General features: G+C 64.1%; 10 protein-coding genes. 7 read left to right on the plus strand and 3 right to left on the minus strand.

What is annotated here, in order from left to right; genetic code table 11:
* Positions 1-73 precede the first annotated feature (73 nt).
* The 4 genes from D0Y96_RS06660 (at position 74) to D0Y96_RS06675 (ending at position 4,951) form a co-directional block, all read left to right on the plus strand.
* Entirely contained in the window at positions 74-1,831 is a 1,758-nt protein-coding gene (locus tag D0Y96_RS06660) for an RNA polymerase factor sigma-54 (protein ID WP_117298538.1), read from the plus strand.
* A 64-nt stretch (positions 1,832-1,895) separates the two neighbouring features.
* On the plus strand, positions 1,896-2,585 hold the full coding sequence (gene hpf, locus D0Y96_RS06665) for a ribosome hibernation-promoting factor, HPF/YfiA family (RefSeq protein WP_117298539.1): 690 nt from the start codon (positions 1,896-1,898) through the stop codon (positions 2,583-2,585).
* A 51-nt stretch (positions 2,586-2,636) separates the two neighbouring features.
* Positions 2,637-3,428 (plus strand): biopolymer transporter Tol, encoded by a 792-nt coding sequence (locus D0Y96_RS06670; RefSeq protein ID WP_215601611.1) that lies wholly within the window; start codon positions 2,637-2,639, stop codon positions 3,426-3,428.
* A 152-nt stretch (positions 3,429-3,580) separates the two neighbouring features.
* Positions 3,581-4,951: an MFS transporter gene (locus D0Y96_RS06675; protein ID WP_117298540.1), complete on the plus strand. Its 1,371-nt coding sequence runs from the start codon at positions 3,581-3,583 to the stop codon at positions 4,949-4,951.
* 14 nt (positions 4,952-4,965) lie between these two features.
* Here D0Y96_RS06675 and D0Y96_RS06680 read toward each other — a convergent pair whose 3' ends face one another.
* The 3 genes from D0Y96_RS06680 to D0Y96_RS06690 form a co-directional block, all read right to left on the minus strand.
* Positions 4,966-6,561, minus strand: coding sequence for a PQQ-binding-like beta-propeller repeat protein (locus D0Y96_RS06680; RefSeq protein ID WP_147324951.1), 1,596 nt, complete (start codon positions 6,559-6,561; stop codon positions 4,966-4,968).
* Positions 6,562-6,791: 230 nt separating this feature from the next.
* Positions 6,792-8,375 (minus strand): acido-empty-quinoprotein group A, encoded by a 1,584-nt coding sequence (locus D0Y96_RS06685; RefSeq protein ID WP_252263523.1) that lies wholly within the window; start codon positions 8,373-8,375, stop codon positions 6,792-6,794.
* Between the two features lie 239 nt (positions 8,376-8,614).
* Positions 8,615-11,098: an ABC transporter permease gene (locus tag D0Y96_RS06690; RefSeq protein ID WP_117298543.1), complete on the minus strand. Its 2,484-nt coding sequence runs from the start codon at positions 11,096-11,098 to the stop codon at positions 8,615-8,617.
* 187 nt (positions 11,099-11,285) lie between these two features.
* Here D0Y96_RS06690 and lpxD point away from each other — a divergent pair, with 187 nt between their 5' ends.
* The 3 genes from lpxD to D0Y96_RS06705 all read left to right on the plus strand — a co-directional run bounded on the left by lpxD (position 11,286) and on the right by D0Y96_RS06705 (position 13,540).
* A complete protein-coding gene (gene lpxD / locus D0Y96_RS06695) occupies positions 11,286-12,290 on the plus strand; it encodes a UDP-3-O-(3-hydroxymyristoyl)glucosamine N-acyltransferase (RefSeq protein ID WP_117298735.1) in 1,005 nt (334 codons plus the stop codon).
* A gap of 126 nt (positions 12,291-12,416) precedes the next feature.
* Positions 12,417-13,169: a response regulator gene (locus tag D0Y96_RS06700; RefSeq protein ID WP_350448991.1), complete on the plus strand. Its 753-nt coding sequence runs from the start codon at positions 12,417-12,419 to the stop codon at positions 13,167-13,169.
* A complete protein-coding gene (locus tag D0Y96_RS06705) occupies positions 13,166-13,540 on the plus strand; it encodes a hypothetical protein (protein ID WP_252263524.1) in 375 nt (124 codons plus the stop codon). Before D0Y96_RS06700 ends, D0Y96_RS06705 begins: the two co-directional genes overlap by 4 nt.
* The last annotated feature ends 48 nt before the right edge of the window (positions 13,541-13,588 follow it).

The following is a 13,588-nucleotide window of genomic DNA, read 5'->3' on the forward strand; positions in this document are numbered from 1 at the left end:
CAGGAGTCGCGTCCGCGAGTTACACTTTGACCAATATCTTCACTTTTCAGCAGATTCGACGGAAGCAAACGGTATGCCACTTCTCCAACCCAGGCTGAGCCTCAAGGTCTCACAACGGCAGATTCTCACGCCCGGCCTGATGCAGATGGTCAGCGTCCTCGCGCTGAACAAGCTGGAGCTGAAGGAGATGATCGCCGCCGAAATCGTTGAAAATCCCGTCCTTGAGGAGCTCGAGGAGCACGTTCCGCTCCTTGACGACGTCGCCCGCGAGGAAGAACAGCGCGACCGCCCCGTCGATCTCCAGGCCTCCGCCACTGAGCCGGAGAAAAAAGACCCCTTCGACGAGATCGACTTCGGCTCCTACTTCCAGGATTATCTCGACCCCGGCTTCCGCTCTCCCGGCAGCTTCGAGGAGATCGAGCGCCCCTCGCTGGAAAACTTCCTCTCTTCGCCCGGCACGCTCAGCGACCATCTCTTCTGGCAGCTCGGCTCGCTCAGCCTCTCGCCTGCCCTCCGCGAAGCCGCCGAATTCATCATCGGCAACCTCAATGAGGACGGCTATCTCACCGCGACCGATGCGGAGCTCCTCGAAGGCTATCTCCGCGAGCAGCTCAACCCTGAAGAAGGAAGCGAAGACGCCGCGCACCGGCCCGCGCCGGCGCCGGAGGCAGCGCTGCCGGCCGTTCCGCAGGCGATAATCGATCGCGCCCGCAACCAGCTCGCCGCCGCCCTTCACACCGTCCGCCAGCTCGACCCCATCGGCGTCGCCACCCGCGATCTGCGCGAGTGCCTTCTCCTTCAGATCGAGGCGCAGCGTCGTGAATTCGATCTCATCTTCCGCCGCCGCCACGCCGCTGCGGAAACCGCTGCCGCCAACGGCCATCACGCCGAAGCCGCATCCGATTCCTCGCCCGATACCGTGTCTGCAGCAGCCGGCGACCCTCCCGCGGCCCCGGCCAGACACTCTGATCCCAGATCGGCTGATACCAGATCGGCTGATTCCGGACCCTCCGATCCCCGCACCGCCGTCTTCGACCTTGCCTCCCGCATCATCGACCGTCACATGGCGCAGCTGCAGAAGCGCGATCACCGCGAGCTCGCCCGGGCCGTCGGCTGCAGCGTCGAAGAGACGCAGCACGCCGTCGAATTCATCCGTACCCTCGATCCGCGCCCCGGCCAGCGCTACAACCGCGACGAAGCCCGCCTCATCGAGCCCGACGTCGCCTTCGTACGGCGCGGTGAAGAGTACGTTGTGGTCATGAATGAGGAAGATCTTCCCACCCTGCGTCTCAACCAGGGGTACCGCCGCCTGCTGACAAAGGATGGCGCGGAAAAAGATGTAAAGGATTACGTCCGCGAGCGCTACCGCTCCGCGCTCCAGCTCATGCGTAACATCGAGCAGCGCAAGAACACCATTCTCCGCACCTGCGAGGCCATCGTCCGCCGCCAGACCGACTTCCTCGAAAAGGGCGTCGACGCTATGCGCCCCATGATGATCAAGGAGGTCGCCGAAGAGATCGGCGTGCACCCCTCCACCGTCAGCCGCGCCGTCTCGAACAAATACGTGCACACGCCGCAGGGTGTCTTCGAGCTGCGCTTCTTCTTCTCCGAAGGCGTCAACGGACCCGAAGGCTCCGCCACGCCGCTCGTGCTGCTCAAACGCCGCGTCAAAAAGCTCATTGAAGAGGAGGACCCCGGCAAACCTCTTACCGACGATCAGATCGCCACCATGCTGCAGAGCCAGGGCATCGACGTCACCCGCCGCACTGTAGCCAAATATCGCGAAGACCTGCGCATCCCAAGCACGCATCAGCGCCGCGTTCGCAGTTAACGCGCCGCAGGAGCTACAATCTCGCTTTCTGTGCTTTCACAGTCCCCTCCGGGAGGGAGCCCAAATGCAAATCGAGTACACCGGAAGGCAAGTCACCGTTACACCTGCCCTGCGTAAACTGGCCGAAGAAGGCCTGGCCCGTATCTCCAAAATCCTGCCCCGCATTACCTCCGTCCATCTCGTTCTTTCATCGGAAAAGTACCGTCACTGCGCCGAGCTTACGATCAAAACCCGTCAGCAGAACATCGTCGGCATCGCCGAATCCACCAGCATGGATACCGCGCTCCGCGAAGCCCTCGACAAGGCCGAGGCCCAGGCCATCCGCTACAAAAAGCGCCTGCAGTCGGTCAAGCGTCAGCCCAGGGCGGAAAAGCTTCCTGCCGAGCCGCAGCTCGCGCGCCGAGCCGCAGCCCGCACCGCGCCCGAGCCGGTCGAGCCTGCCGCGCCGTCCAATGGACACTCCGCAGCGGCATCGTCCCGCGCCCGCGCCAACGGCAAAAAGCCTCTGCCCGCCGGCCGTCAGCCGGTGCTGCCCGTCACCGTCCACACCTTTCCCGCGAAGGCTCCCATCCATGAGCCGCACATCGTTCGCTCCGTCGACTCCGTCGCGCTCCGCCCCATGACCCTCGAAGAGGCCGTCAAGGAGGCCGAGTTCCGCGACCGCGAAGTCTTCGTCTTCCGCAACAATGAAGGCAACGTCTGCGTTCTGCACCGCAAGCGCGACGGCAGGATGGAGCTGATCGAAGCTCCTTAAAATCGCACCGGAGCCGCGTACGAGCGCGTGAATTTGCTAAAGTTCTCTCCTATGGCCATTCACCCCGCTCGTACCGCGCTCCGTCTCGCCCTGCCCGCACTTTTCTCTACCTTCCTGCTCTGTGCCGCGCCGCATCTCCGCGCGCAGACGCCCGAGGTTCCCGAATGGGCTCTCCCCGGCTCAGCGACGCACGTGCAGGTGCCGCCGCCCGCAGGCTTCCACCGCCCCACCCGCACCTCCGACATGCCCATCGGCATCTTTCAGGGCCAGTCCGACGTGGGCGGAGCGCTCGTCCCCGGCTCATCCACCTACGATCCCGCGACGAAGCAGTACACCATCCACTCCGCGGGCTATAACATCTGGTATTCGCGCGACGAGTTCCGCTTCCTCTGGAGAAAAGCCTCCGGAGACATCTCTCTCGCCGCCGACGCCTCCTTCCCCGACCCGAAGGGTTACGGCGACCGCAAAGTCGTCCTCGTCATCCGCCAGAGCCTCGACGACGACGCGAAGGAGGCGATGCTCGGCGAGCACGGCACCGGCATGATCCACCTCGCCTGGCGCCCCGATCCCGGAGCCTTCATCAAGGACATGCAGTACCGCTTCAGCGGAACCATCTCCGGCATCAAAGCGAAGCGCATCGGCATCGAAAAGCGCGGCGACTCCATCGCCATCTTCGTTTCCTTGCAGGGAGAGCCCATGCACCAGTTCGGCCCGCCCATTCAGCTTCACTTCGACGGCCCGTTCTACGTCGGCATCGGCTTCTGCTCGCATCTGGCCGCCACCGTCGACACCGGCGACTTCTCCGACGTTCTCTTCCGCAACGCCGCCGGCAAAGTCCGCTGAGCGGAAAAAGGCTGGCCCACACAGGCTTCTTTCGCCTGTGTGGGAACATCCTCTGCCCGTGGAGTTTTCCCGCCAGTGCATCCGTAATTTACCCTGATCGGGTCGCAGCGTCAGGGAAAGCTCCCGCTGCTGCGCACCGCCCTTAGGCCATCATGTCTGACGCCGAGCCCCTGCTCCAACACGCCATCATCCGCTCCCGGCGCAGACTCCTGCCCTTTCTGCTCTTCATGTACATCGTGTCGTTCCTCGACCGCGCCAACATCGGCTTCGCCAAACAGGCGCTGCTGACGTCGGCTCATGTCTCCGACGCCGCCTTCGCCCTCGGCGCCGGACTCTTCTTTCTCACCTATGCCTTCTTCGAGACCCCCAGCAACCTCGTCCTGCATCGCGTCGGCGCCCGCATCTGGCTTGCCCGCATCATGGTTGTCTGGGGATTCATCTCCGCCGCCACCCTCTTCACCACCGGCCCGCGCTCCTTCTGCTTTCTGCGTCTGCTCCTCGGCGCAGCCGAAGGCGGATTCTTTCCCGGCGTCATCCTCTATCTCACCTACTGGTTTCCCAACCGCATCCGCGGCCAGATGATGGGCATCTTCTACCTGGGAGTGCCTCTCGCCTTCGTTCTCGGAGCGCCTCTCTCCGGCTTTCTGCTCGATCTCCACATCGCGCCCTTCCACGGATTTCTCCATCTCCAGGGCTGGCAGTGGATGTTTCTCGTCGAAGGGCTGCTCGCCGTCATCGGCGGTGTCATGTCGTTTCTCTACCTCGACGACAAGCCCGATCGCGCACGGTGGCTGCCCGAGCCGGAAAAGCAGGCGCTCCTCGCCGTGCTCACGCGCGAAGAGAACGAGCGCCGCGCGCACGGTCCCTCATCGCTTCTCGCCACCTTCGGCAATCCCCGCGTTCTCTATTTCGCGCTGATTTACTTCCTCATCCAGGTCGGCGTCTACGGAGTCGTCTTCTACCTGCCCAGCAACGTCTCCATCATCCTCGGAACCTCCATCGGGCTCCGTGTCGGCATCGTCTCCGCCGTTCCCTGGGTCTTTTCCGTCGCCGCCACCTTCGGGCTGCCGCTGCTCGGCGACCGCTATCGCAGCCACCGGCTCGTCGCCTCGCTCACGCTGCTCGCGTCGAGCCTGGCCATCTTCCTGCTGCCCATCGCAGAGAGCCTGATCCGCATCCACGATCTCTCCACCGCACCGGCGATCATGGCGTTACTGGCGCTCTGCGTCGCCGCCTCCGGCCTCATCGCCGTGCAGCCGCTCTTCTGGACCTTCCCCACCGGCTTCCTCTCCGGCAGCAGCGCCGCCGCCGGCATCGCTCTCATCAGCGCCCTCGGCAATCTGGGAGGCTTCGTCGCTCCCAACATCAAGGTCTGGGCCGAAGCCCACTTCCATACGCACTTCGCCGGACCCTTTTCGCTCGCCGTCTTCACGCTCCCCGGAGCGCTGCTCATCGCCATGCTCAATCGCCGCGGACCGCATCCCCGCGCCGCCGCTCCCGATCCCGAGCTCTCCGCCGGATAGAGGCTCACGCCGCGTCAGTGCTTCGTCGAAAGCAGCCCATAGACATCGACTTCGCCTTTGGCGCCTGCATACACGTGCCCGTTCATCACCATCGGAAGATTGAATCGCAGCGCCGTCCCCGCTCCCGCCTCATCGCGGGCCGCATTCTGCGCGCTGTTATAAAGCTCGTGCGTCACATGCAGCGCGTCCACCGCGTGCAGCACCGGAGTTCCCGCCGTCGCATCCCATGCCTTCGAGCTCATCACCCACACAATTCCGTCTTTGTCGCCGTTGGCTGAAACCGTCGGCGTCGCCGCATCCACCGGGAACCGGAAGTTGCTCGCCGCCCGGAAGGTGAGCCGTCCGTCCTTTACCTCGTAATCGCGCAGCGCATCGCCGTCGCTCAGCACATATACGTGGTGGTTCCAGTACGCCATCGATCCGAAGATCCCGCCCACCGTCGCAATCGTCTGCACCGCATGGCTGTTGTCGCCCGCGTGAAACTGCCCCATGCGGTCGCGGTCCACCACATAGATCATCGGCCCTTTGCCGCCCACCAGCGCCACGTGCGGATGCGCTCCCGGCTGATCCGGCAGCAGCAGCGGCCCGCCCGATCCCAGATCCCGGTCCGTCTTATCCAGCTCATCCACGTTGAACGGCGTAAAGTAGTCCACCGCTCTCAGGCCTGCGCCTGTCAGGCTCATTCTCAGCAGCGAGTCCCCATAATCGTGTCCGCCCTTCGCCGCATCGAAGCGCCCGTTGCCCGTCGCCACAAAGAGATTGCCTGCTCCGTCCGCCGCCGGCCCCGTATCGCTCGCCCAGATACCGCCATCATCGGCATTCGGAGAATCGTTGAAGACCGCCCTCTGCTTCAGACTCTGCGCATCGTAGGCCATTACCCATCCGTGATACGGCCCCACATCGCACGACGACGCCCATGTCAGATACACCATCCCGTTCACCAGCAGCAGCGCCGCCCGCGGATTCTCCCGCAGCGGCTCAAACTTCACGCGGCCGCGTGCGCTGCCATCGCCGGTGCCCTGCACTGACGCGCGAATCTCCACCGGACCGCCTGACTTCTCCGCGCCCGTCGTCACCGCGAGCGCATGCAGCCGCTGGTGATACTCGCTCCCTGAGCCCTGCCCGTCCTTCGTCCGCGCCAGCACATACAGCGTTCCCGTCTTCGCGTCGATCACCGGAGTCGAGGTAACCCCCACCTCCGGACGGATAAACGGGCATTGCACATCCATCGCCGGAACTGGCGTCGCGCCGTCTTTCAGAAAGCTCACATGCCACAGCGGCGCCGCAGGCCTGCCGTAAGCGTCAAAGGCGTAGACGCTGTCATGCTCCGTCACCACAAAGAGCACATCGTGACGGCCTTTGCCCGGAACCTCCACACCGCTCAGAAAAAGCGGCTGGGCGTACACGTCGCCGTCCACCCGCAACGTAAACAGCTTTCCGAACTGCTGCGCGTTCACATTCTGCGGCGTCAGCGTCCTCTCATGCAGGTAGGCTCCCGTCCGCGCATTGTCATACTGCGAGGTCGTCATCTGCGCCTGGGCGCACAGCCCGGCGGCAAGCACAGCAACACCCCAGCACCAGCCGGAATTTCTCAGCGCAGTCCGTTTCATGCTCACCTCGCGGCAATCGACAAAGCTCTTCCCTGTACCGATGCAATCCTGGTTCCGGAGACAGCCCGCATTCAGCTTCAGCTCCCGGCGCTGCTCACTGCACGGCCCATTCCGTGAAACGCCGCTCTTCTGCAGGGAACACGCTGCGCGTAGCGGCGGAATTTTCTCCCGCATAAACCACAAAGCCCACACCCGATTCATCGGATGTGGGCCACGCGGCTGGTTTCTCTTCAGCGTCCTCCGGTCTTTGCCGGCAGCGCATGCGTTGCCGCCTCTTCCGGAAGCCGCCACGCAAACAGCACGTTGCCGCTGCCCGTCAGCACATACTGGTGGCCGTCCAGCATATAGGTAATGGGAGAGCTCGCCATGCCCGAGCCCAGACCGGCATGCCACAGCGTCCTGCCGTCACTCGTCCGCAGCACCAGCATGTTGCCCTGCGCATCGCCCGTAAAAGTCAGCCCGGAGTCCGTCGTCAGCACGCCCGCGCCCGATCCATGCGGCCCCAGCTCATGCTTCCAGCGAATCTTTCCCGTCTGGTAATCGATCGCCTCCAGCACGCCCTTGCCCCACACGCCGTAATCGCCGCCCGCCCAGCCATAGGCTCCGTCCGCGGGCTTCGAAAAGTAAATGCTCCAGCTCGGGTGCGCGTCCACGAGGAAAAGCCCTGTCTTCGGATCGAAGCTGGGAGAGCGGTAGTTCGTCAGTCCCCCCTCGTCCGGCGCGATGATCCGCCCATCCGGCGCCGGCTCCTTCGCCGGATTCGGAATCGGCTCGCCCCGCTTGTCGACGCCGAGGCTCCAGTTCACCGGTCCGAAGGTCGTCGTCAGCAGATCCTTCCCTGTCGCCCGGTCCAGCACCACAAAGTAGCCGTTGCGCGAAGCCTGCATCAGCATCTTGTGCGGCTTGCCGTGGAACGTCCCGTCCACCAGCACCGGCGTCTCCACCGCGTCCCAGTCGTGCGTGTCGTGCGGCGAGATCTGGAATCCCCACACCAGCTTGCCCGTATCCGGATTCAGCGCCACGATGCTGCAGGTGTACAGGTTATCGCCCGGCCGCGCATTGCCGTTCAGCACCGGCGTCGGATTGCCCGTGCCCCAGTACAGCAGGTTCAGCTCCGGATCGTACGTTCCCGGCATCCACGTCGTGCCGCCCGTCGCCTTGTCGCCCGACTCCGGAGGAACCACGTCCCACTTCCACTGCAGCGTGCCCGTCTCCGGATCGAAGGCCTTCACAAAGGTCGGCAGGTTATCCAGATCGCCGCCCACGCCCACAATCACGTGGTTGCCCACGATCAGCGGAGCTTCGGTCGTCCAGTAGCCCTTGTTCACATCGGCGATCTGCACATTCCAGCGCACCGAGCCGTCCTTCGCGTTCAGCGAGATCATGTGCGCATCCGGCCCCATAAAGTACAGCCAGTCTTTATAGATCGCGACGCCGCGCTGCCCGATATGGTCTCCCTTGTTCGGCGGATAGTGGTAGTGCCACAGCATGTGCCCCGACCGCGCATCCACCGCCCAAAGGTTGTCCGGCACCGTGAAGTACAGTATTCCATCCACCAGAATCGGCGTCGATTTGATGCCCGCCGGCTGATCGGTCTGGAAGGCCCATGCCAGCGAAAGATCGTGCACGTTCGCCGGCGTAATCTGGGTCAGCCTGCTGTGCCTCTGTCCCGAATAATCTCCGTGATACGACGGCCAGCTGTCAGGCGTCGGATGCAGCAGCAGCTTATTGGTCACATCCTGCGCCTTCGCCGGATGCCCGGCCCCCGCAGCCAGTACGGCCGCACACATTGCGATCATTGATATCGTTTTCATTTGCTTCATAGCTGCGGAAACAGAAACTCCCTACAGGGCCCGTCCGGGCCGCGCTTCAGGGTCGGCAAAAGTATTTCACATCGGCCGCCTTTTAGGGGACTCCGGCGCGCGGAAGAACAGATTCCGGCTGTCCTGCCCTTGTGCACGGAAAAAAGGAAGGCTGCGCCGTTGACCAGCGCAGCCCGGAGACGCTCTTTGACCGTTCCGGAACTCCAGAAGGGCAGGAGCGAAAACTCTCATTACTCTGATCGCAGCGCCCGCATCGGATCGATCGAGGCGGCGCGGCGAGCCGGCAAAAGCGAAGCGGCAATGGACAGCAGCAGCACGCTGGCTGCGGCCAGGCTCAGCACCAGCGGATCGAAGGGGCTGAGCTCGAACAGGAATGACCGCAGCAGATGCGCGGCGGCAACGGCTCCCAGCAGGCCGATCGCGCAGCCCACCCCCGCCAGCTTCATTCCGGAGACAAGCACCAGTCCCAGAACGCCCGACCGCTGCGAGCCCAGCGCCATGCGAATCGCCATCTCCTGCGTGCGCAGCGCGGCGGAAAACGCAATCACGCTGTAGATTCCCAGAATCGCCAGCAGCACCGCCGCCGCCGCAAACGCGGAGATCAGAGCGGTATTGAACCGGCGCGGCGCCTCGGAGTCCGAGATCGCATGCTCCATCGTCTGCACCTGGCTCAGCGCAAGCTGCGGATCGATCGCGTGCACCACCGAGCGCAGCGCATTCTCCATCTGCTCCGGAGGCAGCGCCGAGCGCAGCGCGATGTTGCCGCTGTTTCCGGAGAGCATCGACGAGGAAACGAACGTCCCGAAGGACGCGACCATCTGGCTCACCGGCTGATAAAGCTGGTCGCTCGTGTCCTGATCGGGCGAGCCCTGCTTCACATTCCCCACCTCACCCACTACCGTCATCCACGGAGTCGGCGTCTCCTGCATCCCCCAGCGCAGCCGCTTGCCGATCGGGTCCTGTCCCGGCCAGAAGCGCTCGGCGACCTTCTGGTTCACGATGACTACAAGCTGCGACCCCGCCTTGTCCGCTTCGGTAAAAAAGCGCCCGCGCAGCAGCGGAATCCCCATCGCCTGGAAGTAATCTCCCATCACCTGCGACGGCCATCCCAGATTCAGCGGCGAGCCCTTCGGCTGCACGTAGCCATCGACTACAAATGCGCTGTTTGAATTGCTCCCCGTGGCCGGCAGCAGCGTGGTCAGACCCGCCGCCTGATAGCCCGGAAGCTCCTGTAGCCGCCTCAACAGCTCTTTGCTGAACGCATCCACCTGCGCCTGGGTCGTATATTGCTTCTCCGGCAGGCCGTACGAGGCCGCAACCGTGTGATCCGGACGGAAGCCTGGATTCACCTCGCGCATCTTCTCGAAGCTGCGCAGCAGCAGTCCGGAGGCCGTCAGCAGCACCAGCGCCACCGCCACCTCGGCAATCACCAGCGCCGAGCGCAGCCGCGCATGCCCGCTGCCCGCGCTGCCGGTGCGTCCGCCCTCCTTCAGCGCGTCGTTCACGCGGGTGCGCATCGCGGCAAATGCCGGAGCCAGCCCGCAAAGCACGCCCGTCGCCGCGGAGATCAGCAACGCAAACGCCACCACCTGCCAATCCAGCCCGATACCCTGCACACGCGGCAGCGTCTCCGGCAACAGTCCAGTGCCCACACGAAGCGCCACGCCCGCCAGCAGAAGGCCCAGTGCGCCGCCCGCCGTGCTCAGCACCAGACTTTCAAGCACCGTCTGCCGGAGAATCGCCGGAGCCTGTGCCCCCAGCGCCAGACGAACGGCAATCTCGCGCCGCTTCCGGATCGCGCGCACCAGCAGCAGCCCCGCCAGGTTCGCGCAGGCAATCAGCAGTACCACCACCACGGCCAGAAACAGCGTGCGCACCATCGGCCTCGCCGCGGCCACCGTATCTTCCTGCAGCGAATGCACCAGCGCGCTGATGTGCAGGCTGCTCATGAACGCGGGATACCCGCGCATCGTCTGCTCGGCCACCCGCTCCGCATCCTGCTGCGCCTGCGCCGGAGAAACACCCGGCAGCAGACGCCCCACCATCTGGAAGTTCCACGAAGCCTGCCCGCCGTTGCCCACCTCGTCCGGCTGCAGGCTCAGCGGAACCCACAACTGGCTCTGGTTCAGCTGCCCCGGCACCAGCGGAAACTCAAAGCCCCGCGGCATCACGCCGATCACGACATACGGATTCCGGTCGAGTTGAATCGTCGAGCCCACCACGCCCGCATCGCCGTGAAAGCGGCTCTGCCACAGCTCATAGCTCAGCACCACCACCCGCTCGTGCCGCTGATCTTCCTGCTGCGTGAAGGTGCGCCCCAGCAGCGGAGCCACGCGCAGCGCCGGGAAAACCCCGCTGCCCAGCCGCGCCGCGCTCAGAACCTCCGGCTCGCCCTTGCCTGAAAGCTCATACCCGGTCTGCTGATAACCGCCCAGGCTCGAAAAGCTGTGCGTATCGCGCGTGTACGCGACGATATCCGGCCCCGTCACCCCCGACTCGCCGTTGCCGCCGAAGTCCGTTCCCTGCAGGTGATCCGCCAGCACCACCAGCCGGGTCGGCTCCGGAAACGGCAGCGGGCGCAGCAGCACACCCTCCACAATCGAAAAAATAGCCGTCGTCGCCCCAATGCCGAGCGCAAGCATCACTATCGCCATCGCCGAAAACCCAGGCGACTTGCGCAGCTGCCGGAATACGAATTTCAGATCGTGAACCATTCGCTCCACACATCCTCAGGTGAAAGTTTCACCCTGACGAATGCACGTCTGTCACCACATACGCGGGCCGCTAAACCCTTGTTCCACATGAGCAAAATTATTTCCGCCCTTGTCCGGAACCGTACTGCTCTGTCCGGATGCGGACAACCGGCTGCCCGAAGCAAACCACGCCTGGTACAATCGGCGCATGAAGTTAGCGGAACTGGCCGGCATTCTGGACTGCGAATGCCGCGGCAATGCAGAGGCGGAGATCACCGGTGTGGCAGGAATCGAGCAGGCCGGCCCGTCCCAGATCACCTTCGTCGCCAATCCCCGGTATTCCAGCCTCGCCCGCACCACGCAGGCCGGAGCCGTGCTCGTCGCGCCCGACTTTCCCGAGATCGAAGCTGCGACCCTGCGCACAAAGAACCCCTACCTCGCCTTTGCTCGCGCCGTCGAGATCTTCTACCGCCCTCCCGCATGGGAGCCCGGCACCCACCCCACCGCCGTCATCGCCGCCTCGGCAAAGATCGGCCGCAACGCCCACATCGGCGCCTATGTCGTCATCGGCGAGAACGTGATCCTCGGCGACAGCGCCGTCCTCCTGCCTCATGTCGTGATCTATCCCGGCGTCTCCATCGGCCATCGCTTCTTCGCCCACGCTCACTCCGTCGTGCGCGAGCACTGCCGCCTCGGAGACGATGTCGTCCTGCAGAATGGCGCCGTCGTCGGCTCCGACGGCTTCGGCTTCGCAAAGGACGAGACCGGCCGCTGGTTCAAGATCGTGCAGTCCGGCCCCGCCATCCTCGGCAACCGGGTCGAGGTGCAGACCAATTCCTGCATCGACCGCGCCAGCGTCGGCGAAACCCGCATCGGCGACGGCGTAAAGATCGACAACCTGGTGCAGGTCGGCCACGGCTCCTCGGTCGACGAAAACACCCTGCTCTGCTCCCAGGTCGGCCTCGCCGGCTCCTCCGAGATCGGAAAAAACGCCATCCTCGCCGGCCAGGTCGGCGTTGCCGGTCACTGCAAAGTCGGCGACGGCGTGATCATGACCGCGCAGTCCGGCGTCTCCCACGACGTGCCGCCCGGCAAGGTCATCAGCGGATCGCCGGCCTTCGACAACCGCCAGTGGCTCCGCTCCACCGCCATCTTCAGCCGTCTGCCCGAGCTGATCAAACAGCTCCAGCGGCGGGAGAAGAACCCTGAGTAACCTATTACCATTGGAACGCCGTCTATATAAATGTCATGGCGGCATATACTGCCGGAATCGCATCAAACAAAGTTCATGTACAGAGACACGGAAACAGAAGGAGCGGGCGGAAGCAGTGAGGCAGTCGTGGAGCCGGTCCGCGTTCTGCTGCTCGACGATCATCCGGAGAACCTTCTTCTGCGGTCCACCATCCTCCGCAAGTACGGCTATCTCACCGAAACTGCCAGCACCGTGGAGGAGGCCGGGCAGATGCTCGACGGCATCGACATCGCCGTCCTCGATTACCACCTCGGCGCCGGTAAGTTCGGCACCGATGTCGCTGCCGAGCTGCGGCGGCGGCGCCCGGAAGTCCCGATCATCATCCTCTCCGCCACCCTCGAGCGACGCTTCGGCGGCGTCGAGGATATGCATCTGCTGAAGGGCTACAGCTCCATCGACGATCTGCTGACGGCTCTGCGCTCCTTCGAGGCCCGCCTCCGCGGCAAACAGGTCGTCGTCGACGCCCGCGACTTCTTCTACTCGCGCATCAATATGGCGATGGGCGACGACGTCGTGCTCGAGATCCTCGACGCCGAAGGCAACTGGCAGTATGTGAACGAGACCTGCGCCCGCCTGCTCGAACATCCTCGCGAATGGTTCCAGGGGCGCAACATGTTCGAGGAGATGCCGGAGCTCGTCCCCGACTGGCTCGAAACCATCCGCACCGTCGCCGAGACGCGCGAAACCTACATGGACCGCACCTGGAGGGGCCTGCTGAATCTGCCGCGCAGAGGCGTCGAATGGGTCTGGAACGTGCTCATCTTCCCCATTACGCTGCACACCCGCGAAACCGGCGTGGTGCTGACGGCGCGAATCCTCGAACGAAAGACCATCCTATGAATCTCCTTCTGCAAAAGGGCCGGATCATGCTCCTTCCGGCCGCTGTAGGGATCTGCCTGCTGAGCGGCTGCCGCTCGCGCTACGTGCAGACAACCATCACCAATCACACGGATACCCCTCTGCGGCTGATCGAAGTGGATTACCCCAGCGCCAGCTTCGGCACCGATCAGATCGCGCCGCAGCAGGCATTCCACTATCGCTTCAAGGTCCAGGGCTCGGGCCCCGTGACGATCACCTTCACCGGTGACTCCGGAAAACCCACGAATGCAACCGGTCCCCAGCTGTCCGAAGGCGAGCAGGGCACCCTGCAGGTCTCTGTCGAAGCCGGAGACCACGTAAAATGGGCGACGGATCTGGTTACAAAACCGTAAATACAGCTCGATAATTGAATTACATGCCTGCCTGTATGACTCAGGCCA

The organism is Paracidobacterium acidisoli (genome assembly GCF_003428625.2).
Lineage (GTDB): Bacteria > Acidobacteriota > Terriglobia > Terriglobales > Acidobacteriaceae > Paracidobacterium > Paracidobacterium acidisoli.

Excerpts from the sequence above, each read along its gene's own strand:
- D0Y96_RS06660 (WP_117298538.1), top strand. The coding sequence starts at position 74 with ATGCCACTTCTCCAACCCAGGCTGAGCCTCAAGGTCTCACAACGGCAG.
- hpf (WP_117298539.1), top strand. The coding sequence starts at position 1,896 with ATGCAAATCGAGTACACCGGAAGGCAAGTCACCGTTACACCTGCCCTG.
- D0Y96_RS06670 (WP_215601611.1), top strand. The coding sequence starts at position 2,637 with ATGGCCATTCACCCCGCTCGTACCGCGCTCCGTCTCGCCCTGCCCGCA.
- D0Y96_RS06675 (WP_117298540.1), top strand. The coding sequence starts at position 3,581 with ATGTCTGACGCCGAGCCCCTGCTCCAACACGCCATCATCCGCTCCCGG.
- D0Y96_RS06680 (WP_147324951.1), bottom strand. The coding sequence starts at position 6,561 with ATGAAACGGACTGCGCTGAGAAATTCCGGCTGGTGCTGGGGTGTTGCT.
- D0Y96_RS06685 (WP_252263523.1), bottom strand. The coding sequence starts at position 8,375 with ATGAAAACGATATCAATGATCGCAATGTGTGCGGCCGTACTGGCTGCG.
- D0Y96_RS06690 (WP_117298543.1), bottom strand. The coding sequence starts at position 11,098 with ATGGTTCACGATCTGAAATTCGTATTCCGGCAGCTGCGCAAGTCGCCT.
- lpxD (WP_117298735.1), top strand. The coding sequence starts at position 11,286 with ATGAAGTTAGCGGAACTGGCCGGCATTCTGGACTGCGAATGCCGCGGC.
- D0Y96_RS06705 (WP_252263524.1), top strand. The coding sequence starts at position 13,166 with ATGAATCTCCTTCTGCAAAAGGGCCGGATCATGCTCCTTCCGGCCGCT.